Below are 19,078 nucleotides of genomic sequence, written 5' to 3'. Positions count from 1 at the left end.
AGAATTATTAGAAAAAGGAGTGTTTTATTCAAGTTATTTGTGCTTTTTTAATCGTTTACCTGTTTCAAAAACGGATAATCTGTATACCCTCTAGCATCCCCACCACCAAATAACGTATGTGTATCAGTAATTTTGTTTAATGGAGCGTTTAGTTTTACTCTTATCGGATAATCAGGGTTCGTTAAAAAATTGCGTCCAAAACCAATTAGGTCAACTAAATCTTTTTTTAATAAATCTTCTCCTTGTTCAGGTGTTTTGTTACCAGTAGCAATAATAGTTTTACTAAATGTTTTACGAAGGTTATCTCTAAAACTATTAGGGATTTTTGGAGCGTCATCCCAATCAGCTTCACATAGATGCAAGTAAGTAACTCCGATTTTTTCAAGCTCTTGGGTAGCAATCATTATAGTGTCTAATATTTCGGGATCATTCATGTCTTTAAAACTAATAAAAGGGGAGAGGCGAACTCCGGTTTTTCCACTGCCTATTTCTTGAATAATTGCTTGAGTGATTTTAGTTAGTAATCTGACTCTATTTTCTTTAGATCCTCCATATTCGTCTGTTCGTTGGTTAGAGTTACTTCTTAAAAACTGGTCTATTAAGTACCCATTGGCTCCATGAATTTCAACACCATCAAAACCTGCTTCAATTGCATTTTTTGCTCCTATCCTGAATTCTTCTATTACTTGATTAATATCAGCTTTAGTCATTGCTCTAGGCTCTTCTACAGATACAAAAGTTGCATCACCATTTGGAGTACCGTCAAAAATATAAACGCTAGTTTCTTTAGCAGCTTTTTTAGAAGGAGCAATAGGTTGTAATCCGTTTACTTTAGCGCTAGATACGCGACCAACATGCCATAATTGTAAAAATATTTTACTTCCTTTTTTATGTACTTCATTCGTAATTAATTTCCAACCTTCAATTTGTTCTTGTGTATAAATTCCAGGTGTTTTAGCGTAGCCTTTTCCTTGTAGTGAAACTTGAGTAGCTTCAGATATAATTATTCCTGCTGAAGTTCTTTGTCCATAATATTCAGCCATTAATTTATTAGGAATATCACCAGGCTGTGAACTTCTGGAACGTGTCATGGGAGCCATTAAAAATCTGTTTTTTAATGTTAAGCCATTCTTGTTATAGGGTTGATATAATTTTTTAAAAGCCATGATTTACAAAGTTTTAATTATTTAATAGTACAAATTTACTATGGTTTGAAAGTTATGTTTTTGTATAAACTCATGTTTTACTTGTAAAAATATATTGTGCTACTCTGTAAACTCTACGGTTGTGAAATGTAGCGTAGTGGTACCAATATTTTCCAAGTTATGTATGAAGAAGTTTTTAGTGTTTAAGTTATTTAAATACTTAATATCATTAGGTTCATAATATGTTTCAATTATAGAGCCATTAGAAAAATAAGAACGAGAGCTACCCCTTGTATGACAAATATAAAAATAGGGTTTGTCGTGTTTATGAAAGGGAAGAGCTTGCCCAGGTTCCAATTCAATATGCCATATTTTAACACGTTTATTTTCTAATAATAATTGTTGTCCAATTTTATGACTATTTGCTCCTAATTGAATGGCCTTTTTTAAGGATTCTGTCCAATGTACAGACCAATTGCCAGCTGTGTTTATTGTTTCTGCTTTCATAAGGAGGGTATTAGTTTATAGCATATAATAACCATTCTTTAAACTCATGCTTAGGAAGAATGATGTCTTTTTTGAAGCTGAAACCTAATTTATTAAGTAATTTTTGTGAACTAGTATTACTAGGGCGTGTAATAGCTGCTAGGTTTTTAATTTTGAACTTATTTACAGCTACTTCTTTTATTTTAGAAGCACTTTCAAAAGCATATCCTTTACCTTCGAATTGAGGTAAAAAAGCAAAACCAAAATCAATTCCATCAACTCCTTCACGATCATAAAGTCCAACAGTTCCTATTTTTTCATTATCAGATTGTTTAATTATAGTGTAACTAGAGTATCCTAGTTGGTTGAATTGCCCAAGCATAACTGTTTCAATATATTGCTTTGCATGATGAGTTGATGCTATATTCCTATTTCCAATATTCTCAATCCATTTAGGAGTATTAAATAAGTTGAAAATAAAGTCAGTATCCTCAGTATTTGTTGGACGTATAATTAATCTTTCTGTTTGATATTTTGAGTTCATTTTATATTAATGATTTACAGATGTTTTTCTCTTAATGTTGATAGTTTGTTGTCAATAGACCATTTATTCTCTGATACTTGACTTATAATAAAGAAATAAAATAAAGCATATAACATTTGGGCACCAGCCCATTCCCAATGTTCTATTAAACAAGAACCAAGAATAAGTATGGCAATAACAAGAGCACCAGCAATAGCTGTTCTGTAAGTAAATAAGCCAATAATTAATAATGTACCTATGATAAATTCTATGAAAGGTAATATGCTTCCCCATGTGTATAAAAGAAAGTCTGGAAGTATACTTTCTTGAAATTGACTTACCATCCAATCACGGAATGAAGGGATTTTTGGCAATCTTGTTAATCCATGTCCAAAAAAATTGATTCCCATGGTAATACGTAGCAATGCATACGCTGTTTGTTTAGGTGTGGCTTTCATTTATTTACTTTTCTTTAAATATGCTGGTAGCTCATTAGTCAACCAATCTTGTCTTACTGGTACATGTACATCTAAATCAAGTGTGTTTTCCAGTGCAAAAAACTCGTGAGAAACATTTTCTGGAAAAACAATTACTTGACCAGCAGAGATGATATAGGTTTTTCTTTTTCCTTTATCAATAGTGTTAATTTTTACTTTTCCTTTAAGGATATAGGTAATTTGCTCATTTGGGTGTTTGTGCATTGGAATATGTGCACCTTTTTTCAAGTGAAAATAGGCCATTTGCCCTTTGGCACCATGAAGCCATTGTCGCGTAATTCCTTTGCTTATGGTATCATGTGGCATGGATTCAAAGTTTATAACTTGAATATTTTCTACTTTTTTACCTAGAGATATCGTATTTTCTTGCGCAGTTATTTGTCCGAAAAAAGTTAAGAAACTACCTAAGAATATTAATTTTATGTTCATAATGTTACTTTTTAAAGTGATATTTCAATAATTTTTGATTCAACATTAAAGGGATGTATAACGTTTTGGTAGCTTTGTCAAAGTACGTGTCAGCACTTCCTTGAGGTAAATCTATTACAAGTTGTCCTTTATCATTCCCTTTTTTTAAGTAGAATAGGCTTCCTGTTAACCAGTCAGTAATTAAAAAACCGTGTAAAGTTTCGCTGAGTCCATCTAAGTTTCCAAAAGGCTGACTTATGGGTTTGATTTTTTTTGTTTTTAAATTGATTTTAACTAAATGTCCTGGTGTTTTGGTAGCAAATGTTTTAGCATCTAAATCTATACCCCAACCAGCAACTATTAGATTGTTTTTTGACACAAATAAGCCATTAGGCATGTTTAATTTGTCATCTTTTAGCCATAGTTCAACTTTTCTTGTTCCTTTGATTGGGAGTTTGTAAATACCACTAAATCCAAAAGTGTTAGAAGCATAGATGTCTCCTTTTTTGTCAGCAACAATATCATTGAGGAAGGTAGCATCTTTGGCTGTAAATCGTTGGACTTGTTTACTCGCTATATCAACTTCAACAATAGTATTAATATCCGTAACGTATAATTTTCCTTTGTGAATAGTAAGTCCTTTAGGAGCATCCAATCCCTTAAGCCACTCTAGTTCTATTATTTCTCCATCTAAACTTATTTTAGATATAAAACCATTACCATCTTTATTAGTAGGAGCGCCGTTTACATTAGATACATATAATACTTGGTTTGTTTTATCAAAAACTACACTTTCAGGATTTTTTAAACCTTCTAGTTCCCAGTTTTTTTCTAATTGAAAAGGTAATTTGTTTTGCGCATTAATAATTGTTAGTGTACTAAGTACAAGGTATAAATAGATTGCATGTTTCATGTTAGTACTCTTATTTGTTAAATTTTAATTCGGCGTTATCAATTGGTGTATTAGGGTCGTTTATTACCATTTTAGCAATGTTATCTTTACGCATAAACACTACACCTTCATGTTGTTTTGCATATTCAATAAATTGATTTACAACATTAACTACTGCTGGAGTACCTCCAATTCTATCGTGTAAACTCACACTCATCATTCTCCTTTTAGAGGCACCTTCTTTATAAAGTTGATCGAATTCTGTTTTAAGTTGAAATAAGAATTGATCTGGTGACCAGTTTTTACCAGCAATATTTACAATATCATTATTACGCAGCGTATAAGGCATTACAACAAAGTTTTTACCTCTTACTTTAGTAATGAAAGGTTCATCACGACTTACATCATCAATATGGTATAAAAAACTAAGCTCTTGTAAAACTTTGAGAGTGTTGGGACTTCTACGTAACCAGTTGGCATTGTATCCGCGCCCTCTTTTTCCTGTAATTGCTTCTACTGTGTCAATTCCTTTTTTAACAAAGGCAAGTTCATCCTCGTAACTTAAATTCCATTGATCGTCCCAAGCAATTCCGTGAGCAGCTATTTCGTGTCCTTTGTTGGCCATAGCCTTAGCGATTTCAGGATATTTTATTGCAGCTTCACCTACAACATGAGAGGTTACTTTTATATCATGTTTATCCCATAAATCCATCATTCGCCACATTCCTTCTTTGGCTCCATAACGAAACCAGCTTTCAGCAGGCAAATCAGGATTTCCTTTAGGTAATGGGTTTCCTGAAAAAGGGCTTTCAGCTCCTTCAGGTTGTCCTCCTGTTTCAAACTGCATTGAAAAAGAAATGACTAATTGTGCTCCGTTAGGCCAATAGCTTTTTTTTGCTACAGCTTTTGTCGAAGTAGAACTTGTTTTACTTGTATTCTTTTGCTCTTTTTTACAAGCATTTAATGTTAAACTTACCGCTATGATAGCCAATGCTATAATGCTATTATTTTTCATTTTATATTGTTTAATTGACTGTTGTGATTGCAAAATTAGTAGCTGTTTTAAGCTGTATTGTTGTATAAATACATTGTATATTTGTATAAAAGCATTTTAATGACACAACGTTTTTATATTACTAAGAATTTAGATGTATTTGAGTTTGAAGCAGAGAAGGAGTGGGGCTATCCAAGACATAAGCACCATTTTTTTGAGTTAACTTTTGTTTTAAAAGGAAGTGGAAAACATGTTTTAAACGAAAGTGTTATTGATTATAAAGAAGGAGATTTGTTTTTTTTAACTCCAAAAGATGAACATGAGTTTATTATTGGTGAGCCAACAAAATTTGGTGTGGTAAAATTTACAGAACAGATGTTTTTAGAAAAGGCTACATTTTCTACAAGTACTTATTGGAGAAAGAATTTAGATGCAGTAATTTTTCATCGGAACATTGTTGCTAAAAGTGTAATTAGTTGCGAAACAGATAAAGAGCAACTTTTTAGGCTTTATCATTTAATAAAAAGTGAATTGCATAGTCCGTTAACCTATAGTCGTAATGTATTGTCTGAATTGTTTGGAGCTTTGTTAATTATATTGTCGAGAAACTTAAAGTCTACATTAAAAAACAGCGGACATGTTTATGATAAGAATAAAGTAAATTTAATATTGACATACATACGACAAAATGTGCAAAATAAAGAGCTCATAAAGGTTGATGTTATTGCAGAAACGTTTCATTTGTCACCAAACTATGTTGGTGTTTTTGTAAAGAAACATACTGGTATATCGTTAAAACGTTATATAATGGAAACCAAAATAAAAATGGCAGAAAGTTTGTTAAAGCAAAGTAGTTTAAGTATTGGGGAAATAGCAGAGAAAATAGGTTTCACAGACTCTAGCCATTTTAATAAAACGTTTAAAAAATACATGGGTAAAAATCCAAGTGAATATCAGGGGTAAGTAATGTTTAGCTATTTGTGATTGATCTTTTTTAATTATAGCAGTAGATTTAAGAGCAGATGAGTATTGGTAATTACTAATAAATCATATTTAATAATCGTAAAATTCTTTTAAGATAATATCTTTTCCTTTGGTTAGTTTTTTTAATTCACTCAAAAGGTAATATCTGTGCATGAATCCACATAGTACAACAATTCTTTTTCCTTTGTTTTGTTCTGAAATTCGCATTATATTTTTAGCCATTGTCCGATTTCTTAAATCCCAAAAATCACAAGCTAACTGAAATCCGTCACGGTAACTTATTTTTTCTCCATTTGGTTTCGTATGAAAACGAGTAGCAAATTCATCTCTTACACTGGTTATTTTTGGTAACATTTTATATTGATAATATTGTCTTTCGGCACAGATACTATCTGTTGTAGGATTGTTAAAGTTTTCAGGTGATTTAGAAGCTGATACTATTAAAGGTTTTAAAAGAGCTTTATATTTATTATGAATTACAGACTCTGTAGGAGACAATAAATTAGCTTTGTTTAAACTGTCTAATAACTTTGTGGTTAAGCCATCAGTAGGACGAGAGCCTATGTTTATTCTATATTCATTTCGCCCTTCAAACTCATAAGGTCTTAATTTTGTTAAAGGATACTTATTAACATATTTTTCAGATGCCATATCTTCATTACTATTAGAAATATTTTTGTATCTAAAATTAGAAGTGAAAAACGAAGAATCTAATTCTTGCAATATAAAATCAGGCTTTACGTCTTCTAATATTTTAAAGAGTGTTTCTGAATTAAAATTAGGTTCTGGTTTATGTAGAGTTCCTATAACAATTATTTCAGTTGCTTTTTCTGTTTTACAAGAAAATGTTATTGTTAATAGTAGTAATACTAGCGTAATTTTTTTCATTATTTTTAATTATCTATGTAGAAGTTTTTTGTGATTTTGTTCTTTTAATCAATGGTAGCCAAGATAAAATAAAAAAGCTACAAAAGATATAGTAAGAAGGTGAGCAGTAACTACAAGTAGTCCTTTAATAATCAACAACAATTTTTTAAAAAACATTACTCATTTTTGATAGGGCTACAAATTTCTATTAAGAAACCATTAATGTCTTTTACATAACCTACCTTTTGTCCCCAAGGTTTTTCTTTGAGTGGTTCAAATTCAATAGCTCCCATGTCAATGGCTTTTTTAAAATCGACTTCTATATTTTCTGATACAAAAGCCATTTCTATTCCAAAAGGTTTATTAGATGTATTTGCTTTTACAGTTTCTTTTTTAAAGTTAGATTTTTCCAATTCATAGGAAGCAAAAGCAATAGTTGTTTCTCCAGAAATTAATTCTCCATAATCATTTTCAGGTGTGATAAATTTTGAAGTAAAACCGAAAGCTTTTTCGTAAAAGTCAATAGTTTCTTTTACGTTTTTAACATAAAGTATAGTATATCCGTATTTCATTATAGCTCTTTTTATACAAGTAAAATTACTTATTTTTTAGATACTTTGTATAAAAAAAGCTATTTATAGTATAAGTATAACCTATGAGGCTTTTAATGTAAAGCTTATTATTTTATTTATGCTTACTACCAAATGGAGCTCTTTTAATTAAATACTTAATTGTACTATGGTATTTATCTAAACCAGCCATAAATGGTTTACGAGAAACAGAGTAAATATTAGAGCCTTTATCATTATATATATCCATTGTAATCTTAGAGTCATATGTGTCTGAAGTAGATGAGCTACCAGAGCTAATAGCTGTTCCTTTTCTCTTAGTTCTGTCTTTTTTTGATTTGTATGTAGTTACCGTAGATCCTGAGGTTCTGGTTCCTGTGTTTTCAACATCATAAGAACCAAAAACTACATGCTCAACCCCAAGTGTAATAGCTAACTCATTAGGTAACATTGTTTCAAGCTGATTAACAGAAATATTGTTTTTAGCTAAAGTAGCGTTAACAATTCTAGGGTCTATAACTTCAATCATAGGTGACTCCTTCTTTATGGTATTAGTACAATCAGTCTGAATTTGTCTTCCAATGGCCTCTTTATCTACTGAATCCATATTAGTTATAACTTTAAAAGGTAGCACAGCCATTTTACCTTTTCTAATAACAAGGTTTGAGGTACTTTGAGTATTTTGTTTTGTTGCTTTTTCAGAAATTAATTGAGTTCGTCCGCTGGCAAAAATAATTTTATTGACTTCAGCTCGTTTGATTTTATATTCTAAGGTTTCACCGGTAAAAATGAATGTAATTTCACTATCATTAATGGCTGTTACTTTTCCTTTTCTTTCTTTTCCATCCATCATAATAACAGTATCAGCACTATCTTGTGCAGTCACTGAAAATGATAGAAAGAATATTAAAAAAGATAAAACTGTAAGGGGGGTAGAGTTAAATAAGTTTTTCATGGTTTTGTAATTTTTTATTGGGAATGAAAATACAAAAAAAAATGATTATGAGTTGTATAGCTATTTTATAACAAGCTAAATTTTAGTTGTCTCTTACAATTTCATCACCTCTGTAGGTGTGATTTTTATCTTTATATAATAATGAGTGTTTTTTATTTACTGGTTCAAAAGTAGCTACATCAGCATCTTTTAATAGTTTTCCATAAACGAATACATAATTTTTATCTTTTGAATAATAAGATGTTTCAAAAACACTGAAGGTCTTTGGATCAGCTTTTTCAATAACCTCTTTGTGATAGAACACATGATTTTTGTCTTTAGAATAGGGAAATTGAATGATTTGAAATGATGAAGCATCAGCTTTTTCAATTATAGTTCCATCATACATTACCTTATTGTCAAATAGTAGAAACTTATCTTCTAATATGGTTAAATTATCAATGTTTTGGTAAGGTATAGAAGTGAGAGAATCTACCTTTTCACCATTTATATATTCTTGAAAATCATAAATATTGTTATTATCTGTAATATATCTACTATTGATTTTTTTTGTTGTAGTAGGATCTATTGTAGAAGCTAGCAATTCATAGTTTTTTAAAGAATATACTTGGTTTTTGTCTTTAGCAAAGCTTTTATTTAAAATAGTAAAAGAGTTATAATCCACATCAATAGGCACGTAATTATAAAAATAATGTTTGTCGTCTTTAGACCAGTCGCTATCAATTTTTTGAAATGTTTTCGGATTAGCTTTCGCAACCTTCCATAAATGCTTTTTTTCTTGGTTGGTTTGAGTAAAGTCGTGAGGTAAATAATTTAAAGCTCTATATACATGGTCTTTATCAAAACAGATGTAATTGTCATCATCAACATAGAAAGTAGCGGTATCTACTTCATTATCTATAATATGAGTTTTAAAGAATAAATGATTCTTGTCTTTCCCAAAATCTCTTCCTAAAACTTTAAAACTCTCAACATCTGCATTTATTTTGGTATTACCCAGTTCAAACCAATTTCCCATAGGGGAATAACAAATATTTCTTTTTGATTTTGAATAGTAATAAGAATCTGAAATGGATTTATCAACGGGGCCAGCAAAAGGACTACAGGCTTGGCTAATTATAGCCATGATAAACAAGGATACTTTTACAAGTGGAGAATGTTTAGCTCGTGTAATTTTTTTAATTATAGAATTCAAAATAAGTATAATTATGATTGTTGATATATAAGGATGGTTTGTAATTAAGTTCATTAAGTAAACTTAGGTTTTAACTTTTGTTATTTTCTTTTTCATTTTAAGTTAATCTATAGATGTAAGAGTTTAGTAATTTAAACTAGTACCTTCTATAATAATGAGGTAGTAATGCTTTAATTTTTTTTATATCATTTTTAGGTATTTTATTTCCAGTTAAATAAAAGCGCTCTAGTTTTTTTAAGTTTTTAATTGATTCTGGTAATGAAGTAATAGGGTTAAAATCTAAATTAAGTGTTTTTAATTTTGTCAATTTTCCAATTAATTTAGGTAAGGTTATTAATCCATTAGCTTTTAATCCTAAGTATTCAAGGTTTGTTAATTTACCAATATTTTTAGTTAAGATACCTAAGTTATTAGCTCCTATTTCTAACTCTTTTAATTTAGTAAGAGAAAAAATAAAATCTGGTATTTCAGTTAATCTATTATGATGAACTCTTAAAGTTTCTAGGTTTACTAGTTCTTTAATTTCTTTAGGTAATTCGTGTAAACCTTTATCTCTAATTTGCAAAGCTTTTACTTTTTTTGGGGTTTTAAAGCTTCTTTTAACGAGTAATAAGTAACTATTTCTTCGGGTTCACTATTTATTTCTTCTTTTATGTATATTACTTCTTCAATTTATTGAGAGTATATAAATGAAGAAAAAAACAATAATAAGTAAAGTAAAGTATTTGTTTTCATAGCTTATGTTTAAATTATTTATAGATTTTGTTTTATTATTTTTTATTGACATTTGGTATCAATAAATTCTTCTTTATCGTCATTATATTCAATACATTTTTGTGAAATTAAAACCATTTCGTTATTAACCACTTTGTAAGTTGCATTCATGTGGATTCTTCCTGCACAGCATTGGTTGTGCTCGTGAATTAACTTTGATTCATTATCGAATATTAAGGAAGTACCGCTGAAACTACTTTTAAAATAGTTATTTGAATTAGGAGTCCTTAAAATATAAATACTGGAAGTATTTGGACCAGCATAACTAGCTTCAAAAACAGAAAAATCTTCAATTCCATCAAAGTTATAATCACCAATACTTACATTATCTATTCCAAAAAGTTGGCAGTCTAATTCAATAGTTTGAATTAGTTTATCTGTTTTCTTTTCAAATATTTTTATACCAGAAACTCTAGCATAAAAATTTCCCTTTTCTTTAGTTATTATGGTTTTAAAGTAGTGTTTTTTTGTAGTGTTAGACTGGATTAGTTCTCTACTTTTCCATTCTATATCGTCTCCATAACTTACATCAAAATCTTTTTGCAATAAAATTTGATAAGTTTTTGTAGAGTCAGCATTAATCCATTTTCCTGTAACTTCTGTATCACTTTCTTTAAAATTTTCAAAAATAAGAGTAGCAGAAGTGTTTCCTTTCTTATCCTTTTCTAAAAGTTTTAATTCTTCATTTTTAAGGTTTCCGTTTATTATTATCGGGTTATCATATTTATTATAAACATAATAAGCTAAAGAAACTCCATCACTATAGTGGTACATAACCAATGTAATGGGGAACTTTCCTAAATGACCAGAATAACTAGATTGACCTTTACTTGTTATTGAAAATAACAGGAATAATATAAATAATGGAAATTTCATTTTTCTCTAAAATTGTTAAGTTATATATAATACTTATTTAAGTAACTAACTCAAAAAATATAAAGATAATCGAGTAGTTAGGGTAGCAATTATTTATAGATAATATTAACAGAAGTTTTGTTTATTTTTCTTCATTCATTACTATGTCATATAAGTTGACTATTTTAAAACCTGTATTTTTACTTTTATCATAGCTGGAAATTACATAATTTAATTTACCTTCTTTATTAGGGTTAATCTTTTCTAATACATGAATAAACTTGAAGTCTGATACAGCTAATTGAAAAATAAAGTCTCTTTCTTTTCTATATATATTTGTTTTGTAAAATTCATCAGATAACCCTAATGAGTTTTTCTTTTTCAAATCTACTGAGTAAGTATATATTCCACCACCACTGTTATTTGTGTTATAAACAACTATACCTTTTCTGTCTGAACTTTGGAATCCCTTATCATTAATATACTCCTCAATTACTAGTAATGTCTCAATTTGGTCAAAGCGTATGTTTTTTAGATTTAAAATTTGCTTATAATAATCAATATTATGTTCTTTTAGTTTATTGATATAAGAAACATTTAAAAACGCTAAAAATACAATTAGGTATTTTTTTTTTTCATATAAAGTTTAATTATTGCTAATGTATTTGTTTAGTGTTAATTTTAAGTTGGTTATATTTTACTTGAAGATATGTGTGCTCTTATTTTGAAATTAACCTTAGTTCTAAATTTAGTTTGGTATTTACATTTTTATTATTCTTCTTGCCAGCAATCAGTTGATTTTTAAAAGCTAGTATACTGCTTATAATATTTTTTTCAATTCCAGTAATTTTACCTTTTTTACTTTCTTTGTTATTTTCTTTAGTTCCATAAATTACTTTAGCAGTCATAGTAAGTCCATTACTGGGTTTGTTGTTTTTAGATTTTATATGTATGTTATAAATGTTACCTGTATTATCTACAGTAAACTCTATAAAATAACTTGTATCTTTTTCTACTTTTGAAAAATCTATATAGTACTTCATGTTTGAGTTAAAAGAGTTAAGAAGACAATCGATTAAACAATTTTCATCAAATTCGACTGTCTTGAATTTAGGAGGTTTATCTAAATCATTAATACTATATACTTCTCCTGAAATTTTCTTTTCTTTCTTGAAACTTTCTTCTATTTCATTATATTTACTAGGAAACTTTTCAATGTTTATTTTTGAATTTTTATAATTTTCTGTTTTTTTAATTTGAAGCATAATATTACTTAGTAAAAAGTAACATGTATTATTCTTAATAAAAATGGGGTAATATTGGTTGTTTATTACAACTTCACTAAAATTATTTACAAAGAACTTTTGGTTTTCTAAAAACTGAAAAGCAGGTTTGTTACTAGAAAAAGTTTGATTTAATTTAAAATCTAAAACTAAATCACTTACAGTTTTGTCTATTTCTTGTTTTTCTTTCCCATCAAGACCTCTTCCTACGAAGCTCATATAAGTCCAATCAACTACTTTCCATTTTCCTTCAAGAGTAATAGGGGCATTATCTTGAGCTAAACATGAGAAGGTTAAACTTAAGTTAAGAAGTATAACAAGGGAGGTTTTAAAGTTCATTATTATTTCAATTTTTATTAGTACTAAAGTTTATTTTAACAGAGAATAAAAATCAATAAAAGAAATAATGGGTAGAAGATTTTAGCAATTTTTGTTCTCTTTATAAGCGAAAGCCAAGGTAAAACAAAATAAAAAACCGCACAAAAATGTACGGTTAAATTAAATGTTTTTCAGGTTTGATAAGTAAATTTTTGAATCTATACTATGTAAGTAATACGAAAACTTTCAATTCTTTACACGCAAATTATGTACGTATTACCACCCTGTTGATTTTTTTAGAATTATTTTATCTACTTTTTTTGTGTTTTCGGTAATTAATTTGTTGTCTTGGTCATAAAGCAGAAAATTTCCTTCGCTGTTATATACTAGAATACCTTCACCTATATAACGCTGAATAAAAACATTAGTAAATGTTTTGTCAGATAGTAATAGGTTTTTTTCTGCAGATAATAATTTAAACCCTTTCTTCCCTTTTTCTTTAACAAGTAATATAGGCGAGCATAAGTATTCTATTTGTGAATAAGGAAGTTTAGAAATAGTTTGCTTGTCTTGATCTAGATAATAATAGTTTCTTTCTTCTGTTCTTTCTGTGAAAAAATATTTATCGGAATGATAGCCTGTATGATGTGATAAAAAGTGAACAGAAGAAGGAATTGAAGTAATTATTTTTCCGTCTTTGTCAATAAACTCTGTCTTGTCCTCTAATTTATGTAGGTAAAGTTTTTTTACTGATGACCCGTTTTTAAGTGTGGTTAAAAAGGTAATTGTATCTCTTTTACTTTCTATATATAAAGTAAAAGAATCAACATTTCCTTCTAAGGTTACTCTACTCTTAGTTTTTTTATGTGGATTATTATGGTTTTTTAAATCTAGGTATTTTAATGTTAGAAAAGCTTCCTCTTTAGTAGTTATTCTATTTACATATTCAGAAGTACTTTTTATATAGTTAAATGTCTCATTGTACTCTTGTACAGGAGTCTCTGTAGATAGATTACTGATACTGAATTTAGTTTTTAAAGCTTTTCCTTCTTCATTGTAATAGTATGCTTCTATATAAGAAGAATATGCATTTGGAGTTTCGTATTCTACATAATTTTTCTCCATTTTAAGTAGTTTAAAGTCTCCTTTTTGTATTTCTATTTCATTTTTTTTAAAATGAATAGAATCAATTTTGGTTAAGTAATTAATTTTGAATTCTAGCTGTAAACTATCAACATGTTTCATTTTTTTTACAGGAATAGAATTCAAAGGGAATGAATGAGATTCGATAGGGGTTGGGGTGTTTTTTTTAGTACCATCATGGTAATAAATATTCATAATTCTCAAGTTCTGTTCAGAATGAGAGTTTAAAGAATAGTAGGGTAGGGTAGTTACTTTACTCTTAAAATTATAAGTAGAGAAGCCACTATTCATGACTAGAGGTTTAATGTAAGATTTATTGTGTTCAAAAAGCTGATTAAAATAAGTACCTTTTTGTATAGTATCTCTATATTCTAAATGGTTGTTGTTGACTAATTTTAAAAGTATATTTTCCTTATTAGTGTATTTTTCTTCGTTAGGTAAGTATAATTTTATGTTACTATTAATTCTTTCATTTATATCTTTTTGATGATTGTTAAGTGATTCAATAATACTACTTTCATTGTTTATGTAGTAATTTAAATTCTCATTAACTTGTTTCTTTAAATGATTAATACTTATCGTATCTAAAAAAGATTTTATTTCTTTTTTTTTTTTTTCGATTATGCTTTTGTCTTCACATAACTTTTCTTGTTCTATAACCATTAGTTCTGTAACAGCTTCTTTGGTAATCGTTTCCTGAGCTTTAGTAGAGCAAGAGTAAAGTAAACATAGTATGATTACCGATTTTACTTTAAACATAACAATTGTTTTAATTTTAAGATTTTTTAATAGTAAGAAAATAGTATTCATAAAGAGCATCAACTATTGTTTTTATTTTTAATTTGAGTGAATTTTTATTTTAAATATAATTAATCGAGTGCTTGAGCTCAGTATAAATGGTTTGTCTAAAATTTCATAATTATTTTATTTATACCTTTTTTTCTTTACCCAGTTCAAACCAATTTCCCATAGGGGAATAACAAATATTTCTTTTTGATTTTGAATAGTAATAAGAATCTGAAATGGATTTATCAACGGGGCCAGCAAAAGGATGGTTTGTAATTAAGTTCATTAAATAACTATAATCTTTTTATTTAACTTTTAGAGTTTTGTTAAAAAATATTATTGGTTGATGCCTTTTTTATTCAGTTTTGAATAAGTTAATAGTGTAGTCTAATAACTTCATATCTCCATATTTTCCGTGTCCAGGAACAACAATTTTTATATTGGGGTATTCTAGTTTAATCTTTTCAACAGTATTAGACCATTCTGAAACATTGGCATCTGCTAAATTTCCTTTGCTGGCATTAAGTGTTTTTGTTAAACATCCTCCGAACATAATATTTTCATAAGGGAAATAACCAACAACGTTATCTTTCGTATGTCCTTCTCCAAAATATTTTGCAATAATATCTTTATTACCAACTTTTAATATAAGAGAATCTTTAAAGCTGTTTTGTGGAACTTCAGAATTATTTTCTTTAGCAAGCTCTAAAGTTTTATAATATGAATGAGAAGGAATTTGATGTTGGTGAAATGCCTTTAATCCACCTAAACAATCATCATGAAAATGAGTTGGAATAATTGCGTTAATTTTTGAGTCAAGAGTTTCATTTACCCATTTTATTAACTCTTCTGAGGTAGAGTTATCTGTTGGGGTATCAAAAATTATAACTTCATTCTTATAGCTAAAAATTAAACCGTTACAAGGAACATTTCCGAAACTTTCAGTTTGTAAAAAAGAGGTATGTTGAAACGAGTTTTTAGAAATTTGTTTGATAATTAGGTTTTTAGTTTTATAAACCTCTTTAGGTTTAAAAGAATCATTTTTTTTATGGTCACAGCTTGTAACTGTTAATGAAATTAAGATTATAAATAAAGTTTTTATTACAGCTTTCATTTAGGTATGTATATTAGTGTTTTTTTGATTTAGTTCTTCAAATTGTCATTAGCGCAATTTTATAGCTTCTCTTTTTATCCATTTCATTGCTATGTTAAATGGTTCTTTAGAGGCTGAATATCCAGTGTTATGACCTAATGCAGGGAATAGAACATGTTCGAAAGGTTTATTCTGAGATTTTAAGTTATTAAGGTTTTCTATGCACAATTTTGCAGGTATCTGAATATCTTTTTCACCAAAAAGCCAAAGACCAGAAATTGAAAGATTGCTCAATGCATCTAGAGGGTCAGTAGCTTTAAATTGGTATCTGTCAGGATCATTTTTAGTGTGTTGTTTGGCATCCTTTTCGGTATGATTTTTCCAAAAGTCAGAATTTCCATTAGTATAAAATTGAAACCTGAGCTGTTCAAGAGTTGTAATAGTAGGACAACTAAACAATACCATGAATTCTACAAGTGGATTTTTGTTTGCAGCAATTGGAATTATCCAACCTGCTTGGCTAAAACCTAATAAACCAATAGGCAGACTTTTATTTTCTTGTTGAATCAAATTTACAGCTGCACTTGCATCTTTTGCTAATAAATCAAGATTATCTGTACTAATATTGTTCGTGCCTACTTCAGGCCCTGCATAAATTCCACCTGATTCTCCAACCCCACGCTTATCGTAAGTAAATACTAAAATGTTATTTTTAGCTAATAATTCAGCGAATTTGGTCATTCTCGGAACACTATCAGAACCGTGTACTATAACAACAGAAGCATGAGGTTTTTTTGGGGTGTAAATTGTACCAGCCAAAGTAACCCCTTCACTCTCAAATGTTACATCTTTTGTTTTTATTGAATCTATTGATTCGACTTTTGTTTGAGTAACTGAGATGCTTTTATGTTTAGCTAATTTATTACAACCAATTAAAGTTATACATAAAAATAGTAAAAGGAGGCTGATATGTTTCATAAGTGGGTTATTTCTTACCTGAATTTAGAATGTATTGCTACTACTAGTTTATATACAGAATAAATTTACTGTTATATTCCTTTTATGGTATGATAAGCGGAAGTTTTTAGCAATTTTTGTTTTTTTATTAGCGTTAGCCAAGATAAAACAAAATAAAAAACCGTACAAAAATGTACGGTTAAAATGGTGTTTTTGAGCTGTGATAGGTGAATTTTGAATCCATTGTAATGTGGCTATATAATATTTTACTTACGATTTTATTTTTCAATTTTTTTCCACCATTAAAAGTATTTCTTTATTAATTATATCAGCGTTTTCCTTTTTGGTAATTATAGTACCATGATTTGATTCAATAACAAATTGTTTACTATTAGTAGATAGTTCTGCCAGTTCTTTTTGTATATCTAACCATAATTGAATTTGTTTGTCAGTATCAATCCCATTCTTTTTAAATTTTTCTTTTTGAGGTTTATTATACTGTTCAGTAGCGGTAAAAACTAAAACTGGTAATGAATCTAAACTTTTTGCCTGACCTGCTCGCTCAAGGATATCTTTATTGATGCGGTTTTCTTTTAAATATCTGTGATAAACCTTACCTGAATAAGAAGCAAGATTGAGGTTACGGATATGGCAGTCTTTAGGTAAGCCATCATTTTTAGCTTTAGGACTAGTTATTTTATTATAGATGCCTCTTATTCCCATATCTGAAATAATAGCAGTAATTTTTAGGAAGTTAATTTGTTCTTTTGGAATCAGTTCTTTTTGAGCTAGTCGTTCCCATTGTTCAGGGTGACTAGAGTCAAGGAAGACCATTCCTTTTACTTCATTTGGGTATAGGTCTCTAAATATTTGATTGTAAGGTCCACCCATAGAATGACCTATAAGTATATAAGGAGGTTTTTCTCCACTTTTTTCAAGTAATTCGTGTAATTGGTGCGCATAGAATTCTGATGTAATACTATCCTTACTTGATTCGCTAAACCATTTTCCTTCTCTGTCATAACGTATTACTCTCATATTTTTCTTCAATCCTTCTGCAATCCAATGAAGCATATCTGTATGACTATTGGCGCCAGCTTCAAGAATAATAGTTGGTAAATCGTTTTTTTTACCTTCAGCTCTTATGTGAAGTTTTGTTCCGTTGACATCAACTAATTTTCCAGGAGGAACAGGTTTTGAGCTAAACAAACGGTAACATGCTCCTGATACTATTAAGAGTAGTATAATTCCAACTAAAAATGTACCTATCCATTTGAGGGGTTTTAGAATTAATTTCATAGTAATTTTTATATATAATAAACTTATTGTGTGTTCGTACTTTATTCTTCCATTAAGAATTTCAATTCTTCACAAGTTTTACTCGGTACAAATTCAGTCAGTTCATAATCTGCTAATTCATTTTTCTTGAAAGGGTCTTTTTCTATAATCTTCTCCAATTCAGATTTAGATTTGACATTTGATAATATTACTCCGCCCGTTCTTGGTATTTTTCGTCCAGAAGCTATAAAATGTCCTAATTCATATTGCTTATTTAGAAATTCAATATGCTCGTTAAGAAAGTGGTCAATTTTTTTAGTTCTGTTTTATAAGTCAGATTAATTATAAACATTTAAAGTTTTATTTATTCAATTATGGATTTTTTTGTCTGTCTGTATAGACAAGTAGTGGCACTAGCTAGCATTAAATTTTGTAAGTAGGTGTGAACTAATTTATTAATTATACACGATGTTACTTGCTGGCTTTTTTATTAATTCTTTAAAAGACTTAATAAGTTTTTGTAATTCAGTTTCTGTTTTTTTATCAGTTATTTTTCCTTCTTTAGAAACTTTACTTTTTATCCCTTTTATTAATAGGGTAGTGTCTTCGGTAAATATAGTCTGTATAGTTTCCATAATTAGTTTTAACTCTTGGTGTCCTTTTTCTCCACTTGCCGAAGCAGTTATTAGTCCGATTGGTTTATCAGAAAATACAGTTGTCGAGACACACCACTCCAAAATATTTTTCAGCCTACTTGGTATGCTGAAAACATATTCAGGTGTACAAATAATAATTCCATCTGCGCTTAATATTTTATTTCTGAAGTCTACGATTTTCTCAGGAACATTTTTATCAGTCAATTCAGTTCTAAAATGTGGGAATTCGGTTAAATCTTCTATCATTTCAAAGTCGAATTCTGACTTTTGGGATTCTGCTATGTATTTTAGAATTGTCAGGTTTGCAGAGTTTCGACTGGCACTCCCACAAATTCCAATTATTTTCTTTTTATCATTCATTTATAAGCTATTTTTAAGTTGTAGGGAACGGTTTAGTATAACCGTTAGTTGTGACTTCAG

The 19,078-nt window shown here is 28.9% G+C and carries 23 protein-coding genes; 2 read left to right on the top strand and 21 right to left on the bottom strand.

Annotation, left to right across the window (positions count from 1 at the left end; genetic code table 11):
• Positions 1 to 47 precede the first annotated feature (47 nt).
• From C8N27_RS08255 to C8N27_RS08225, 7 genes are all read right to left on the bottom strand, one after another.
• Positions 48 to 1,166 (bottom strand): alkene reductase, encoded by a 1,119-nt coding sequence (locus C8N27_RS08255; protein WP_121146980.1) that lies wholly within the window; start codon positions 1,164 to 1,166, stop codon positions 48 to 50.
• A gap of 99 nt (positions 1,167 to 1,265) precedes the next feature.
• On the bottom strand, positions 1,266 to 1,652 hold the full coding sequence (locus C8N27_RS08250) for a cupin domain-containing protein (protein ID WP_121146979.1): 387 nt from the start codon (positions 1,650 to 1,652) through the stop codon (positions 1,266 to 1,268).
• Between the two features lie 10 nt (positions 1,653 to 1,662).
• Entirely contained in the window at positions 1,663 to 2,175 is a 513-nt protein-coding gene (locus C8N27_RS08245; RefSeq protein WP_121146978.1) for a GNAT family N-acetyltransferase, read from the bottom strand.
• 14 nt (positions 2,176 to 2,189) lie between these two features.
• Positions 2,190 to 2,612 carry a DoxX family protein gene (locus C8N27_RS08240; RefSeq protein WP_099214245.1) on the bottom strand — a complete coding sequence of 141 codons (423 nt, stop codon included), beginning with the start codon at positions 2,610 to 2,612 and terminating at the stop codon, positions 2,190 to 2,192.
• A complete protein-coding gene (locus tag C8N27_RS08235) occupies positions 2,613 to 3,080 on the bottom strand; it encodes a cupin domain-containing protein (protein WP_121146977.1) in 468 nt (155 codons plus the stop codon).
• A 4-nt stretch (positions 3,081 to 3,084) separates the two neighbouring features.
• The gene (locus C8N27_RS08230; protein ID WP_121146976.1) at positions 3,085 to 3,972 is read right to left on the bottom strand and encodes an SMP-30/gluconolactonase/LRE family protein; all 888 of its coding nucleotides are present in this window, start codon (positions 3,970 to 3,972) and stop codon (positions 3,085 to 3,087) included.
• 10 nt (positions 3,973 to 3,982) lie between these two features.
• On the bottom strand, positions 3,983 to 4,966 hold the full coding sequence (locus C8N27_RS08225; RefSeq protein WP_121146975.1) for a polysaccharide deacetylase family protein: 984 nt from the start codon (positions 4,964 to 4,966) through the stop codon (positions 3,983 to 3,985).
• A gap of 99 nt (positions 4,967 to 5,065) precedes the next feature.
• Here C8N27_RS08225 and C8N27_RS08220 point away from each other — a divergent pair, with 99 nt between their 5' ends.
• Positions 5,066 to 5,908 (top strand): AraC family transcriptional regulator, encoded by an 843-nt coding sequence (locus C8N27_RS08220; protein WP_099214249.1) that lies wholly within the window; start codon positions 5,066 to 5,068, stop codon positions 5,906 to 5,908.
• A gap of 90 nt (positions 5,909 to 5,998) precedes the next feature.
• On the opposite strand, the gene C8N27_RS08215 is transcribed toward C8N27_RS08220, so the two are convergent.
• From C8N27_RS08215 to C8N27_RS08200, 4 genes are all read right to left on the bottom strand, one after another.
• Positions 5,999 to 6,817, bottom strand: a complete 819-nt coding sequence (locus C8N27_RS08215) for a hypothetical protein (RefSeq protein ID WP_121146974.1) — start codon at positions 6,815 to 6,817, stop codon at positions 5,999 to 6,001.
• A gap of 155 nt (positions 6,818 to 6,972) precedes the next feature.
• On the bottom strand, positions 6,973 to 7,368 hold the full coding sequence (locus tag C8N27_RS08210) for a VOC family protein (protein ID WP_206512790.1): 396 nt from the start codon (positions 7,366 to 7,368) through the stop codon (positions 6,973 to 6,975).
• Between the two features lie 112 nt (positions 7,369 to 7,480).
• A complete protein-coding gene (locus tag C8N27_RS08205) occupies positions 7,481 to 8,320 on the bottom strand; it encodes a hypothetical protein (RefSeq protein ID WP_121146972.1) in 840 nt (279 codons plus the stop codon).
• An 82-nt stretch (positions 8,321 to 8,402) separates the two neighbouring features.
• On the bottom strand, positions 8,403 to 9,338 hold the full coding sequence (locus C8N27_RS08200; protein ID WP_167444738.1) for a DKNYY domain-containing protein: 936 nt from the start codon (positions 9,336 to 9,338) through the stop codon (positions 8,403 to 8,405).
• Between the two features lie 52 nt (positions 9,339 to 9,390).
• On the opposite strand from C8N27_RS08200, the gene C8N27_RS15915 reads away from it, so the two are divergent.
• Positions 9,391 to 9,546, top strand: a complete 156-nt coding sequence (locus C8N27_RS15915) for a hypothetical protein (protein WP_167444737.1) — start codon at positions 9,391 to 9,393, stop codon at positions 9,544 to 9,546.
• A gap of 105 nt (positions 9,547 to 9,651) precedes the next feature.
• Here C8N27_RS15915 and C8N27_RS08195 read toward each other — a convergent pair whose 3' ends face one another.
• From C8N27_RS08195 to C8N27_RS08150, 10 genes are all read right to left on the bottom strand, one after another.
• Positions 9,652 to 10,080, bottom strand: coding sequence for a leucine-rich repeat domain-containing protein (locus tag C8N27_RS08195; RefSeq protein ID WP_121146970.1), 429 nt, complete (start codon positions 10,078 to 10,080; stop codon positions 9,652 to 9,654).
• A 212-nt stretch (positions 10,081 to 10,292) separates the two neighbouring features.
• Positions 10,293 to 11,165, bottom strand: coding sequence for an XAC2610-related protein (locus C8N27_RS08190; RefSeq protein ID WP_121146969.1), 873 nt, complete (start codon positions 11,163 to 11,165; stop codon positions 10,293 to 10,295).
• 121 nt (positions 11,166 to 11,286) lie between these two features.
• Entirely contained in the window at positions 11,287 to 11,529 is a 243-nt protein-coding gene (locus C8N27_RS08185; RefSeq protein WP_121146968.1) for a hypothetical protein, read from the bottom strand.
• Positions 11,530 to 11,863: 334 nt separating this feature from the next.
• Positions 11,864 to 12,766 (bottom strand): hypothetical protein, encoded by a 903-nt coding sequence (locus C8N27_RS08180; RefSeq protein WP_121146967.1) that lies wholly within the window; start codon positions 12,764 to 12,766, stop codon positions 11,864 to 11,866.
• Positions 12,767 to 13,021: 255 nt separating this feature from the next.
• On the bottom strand, positions 13,022 to 14,647 hold the full coding sequence (locus C8N27_RS08175; RefSeq protein WP_147431712.1) for a hypothetical protein: 1,626 nt from the start codon (positions 14,645 to 14,647) through the stop codon (positions 13,022 to 13,024).
• Positions 14,648 to 15,029: 382 nt separating this feature from the next.
• Complete coding sequence (gene bla / locus C8N27_RS08170; protein WP_121146965.1) at positions 15,030 to 15,788, bottom strand: subclass B1 metallo-beta-lactamase; 759 nt, start codon at positions 15,786 to 15,788, stop codon at positions 15,030 to 15,032.
• A gap of 48 nt (positions 15,789 to 15,836) precedes the next feature.
• The gene (locus tag C8N27_RS08165) at positions 15,837 to 16,745 is read right to left on the bottom strand and encodes an alpha/beta hydrolase family protein (RefSeq protein WP_121146964.1); all 909 of its coding nucleotides are present in this window, start codon (positions 16,743 to 16,745) and stop codon (positions 15,837 to 15,839) included.
• 264 nt (positions 16,746 to 17,009) lie between these two features.
• Positions 17,010 to 18,023 carry an alpha/beta fold hydrolase gene (locus C8N27_RS08160; protein ID WP_121146963.1) on the bottom strand — a complete coding sequence of 338 codons (1,014 nt, stop codon included), beginning with the start codon at positions 18,021 to 18,023 and terminating at the stop codon, positions 17,010 to 17,012.
• Between the two features lie 41 nt (positions 18,024 to 18,064).
• On the bottom strand, positions 18,065 to 18,289 hold the full coding sequence (locus C8N27_RS16095; protein ID WP_317125078.1) for a YciI family protein: 225 nt from the start codon (positions 18,287 to 18,289) through the stop codon (positions 18,065 to 18,067).
• 168 nt (positions 18,290 to 18,457) lie between these two features.
• Positions 18,458 to 19,018 carry an NADPH-dependent FMN reductase gene (locus tag C8N27_RS08150; RefSeq protein ID WP_121146962.1) on the bottom strand — a complete coding sequence of 187 codons (561 nt, stop codon included), beginning with the start codon at positions 19,016 to 19,018 and terminating at the stop codon, positions 18,458 to 18,460.
• Positions 19,019 to 19,078 lie beyond the last annotated feature (60 nt).

The organism is Tenacibaculum discolor (assembly GCF_003664185.1).
Taxonomy (GTDB): domain Bacteria; phylum Bacteroidota; class Bacteroidia; order Flavobacteriales; family Flavobacteriaceae; genus Polaribacter; species Polaribacter discolor.
The sequence above is the reverse complement of the archived record's forward strand: the minus strand, read 5'-3'. Positions and strand labels throughout refer to the sequence as shown.

What these genes read in the sequence shown, in the direction of transcription:
- C8N27_RS08245 (WP_121146978.1), bottom strand. Translation starts at nt 2,175, where the DNA reads ATGAACTCAAAATATCAAACAGAAAGATTAATTATACGTCCAACAAAT.
- C8N27_RS08235 (WP_121146977.1), bottom strand. Translation starts at nt 3,080, where the DNA reads ATGAACATAAAATTAATATTCTTAGGTAGTTTCTTAACTTTTTTCGGA.
- C8N27_RS08150 (WP_121146962.1), bottom strand. Translation starts at nt 19,018, where the DNA reads ATGAATGATAAAAAGAAAATAATTGGAATTTGTGGGAGTGCCAGTCGA.
- C8N27_RS08180 (WP_121146967.1), bottom strand. Translation starts at nt 12,766, where the DNA reads ATGAACTTTAAAACCTCCCTTGTTATACTTCTTAACTTAAGTTTAACC.
- C8N27_RS08220 (WP_099214249.1), top strand. Translation starts at nt 5,066, where the DNA reads ATGACACAACGTTTTTATATTACTAAGAATTTAGATGTATTTGAGTTT.
- C8N27_RS08255 (WP_121146980.1), bottom strand. Translation starts at nt 1,166, where the DNA reads ATGGCTTTTAAAAAATTATATCAACCCTATAACAAGAATGGCTTAACA.
- C8N27_RS08205 (WP_121146972.1), bottom strand. Translation starts at nt 8,320, where the DNA reads ATGAAAAACTTATTTAACTCTACCCCCCTTACAGTTTTATCTTTTTTA.
- bla (WP_121146965.1), bottom strand. Translation starts at nt 15,788, where the DNA reads ATGAAAGCTGTAATAAAAACTTTATTTATAATCTTAATTTCATTAACA.
- C8N27_RS08240 (WP_099214245.1), bottom strand. Translation starts at nt 2,612, where the DNA reads ATGAAAGCCACACCTAAACAAACAGCGTATGCATTGCTACGTATTACC.
- C8N27_RS08250 (WP_121146979.1), bottom strand. Translation starts at nt 1,652, where the DNA reads ATGAAAGCAGAAACAATAAACACAGCTGGCAATTGGTCTGTACATTGG.
- C8N27_RS08160 (WP_121146963.1), bottom strand. Translation starts at nt 18,023, where the DNA reads ATGAAATTAATTCTAAAACCCCTCAAATGGATAGGTACATTTTTAGTT.
- C8N27_RS08190 (WP_121146969.1), bottom strand. Translation starts at nt 11,165, where the DNA reads ATGAAATTTCCATTATTTATATTATTCCTGTTATTTTCAATAACAAGT.
- C8N27_RS15915 (WP_167444737.1), top strand. Translation starts at nt 9,391, where the DNA reads ATGGATTTATCAACGGGGCCAGCAAAAGGACTACAGGCTTGGCTAATT.
- C8N27_RS08165 (WP_121146964.1), bottom strand. Translation starts at nt 16,745, where the DNA reads ATGAAACATATCAGCCTCCTTTTACTATTTTTATGTATAACTTTAATT.
- C8N27_RS08210 (WP_206512790.1), bottom strand. Translation starts at nt 7,368, where the DNA reads ATGAAATACGGATATACTATACTTTATGTTAAAAACGTAAAAGAAACT.
- C8N27_RS08230 (WP_121146976.1), bottom strand. Translation starts at nt 3,972, where the DNA reads ATGAAACATGCAATCTATTTATACCTTGTACTTAGTACACTAACAATT.
- C8N27_RS08175 (WP_147431712.1), bottom strand. Translation starts at nt 14,647, where the DNA reads ATGTTTAAAGTAAAATCGGTAATCATACTATGTTTACTTTACTCTTGC.
- C8N27_RS08225 (WP_121146975.1), bottom strand. Translation starts at nt 4,966, where the DNA reads ATGAAAAATAATAGCATTATAGCATTGGCTATCATAGCGGTAAGTTTA.
- C8N27_RS08215 (WP_121146974.1), bottom strand. Translation starts at nt 6,817, where the DNA reads ATGAAAAAAATTACGCTAGTATTACTACTATTAACAATAACATTTTCT.
- C8N27_RS08200 (WP_167444738.1), bottom strand. Translation starts at nt 9,338, where the DNA reads ATGGGAAATTGGTTTGAACTGGGTAATACCAAAATAAATGCAGATGTT.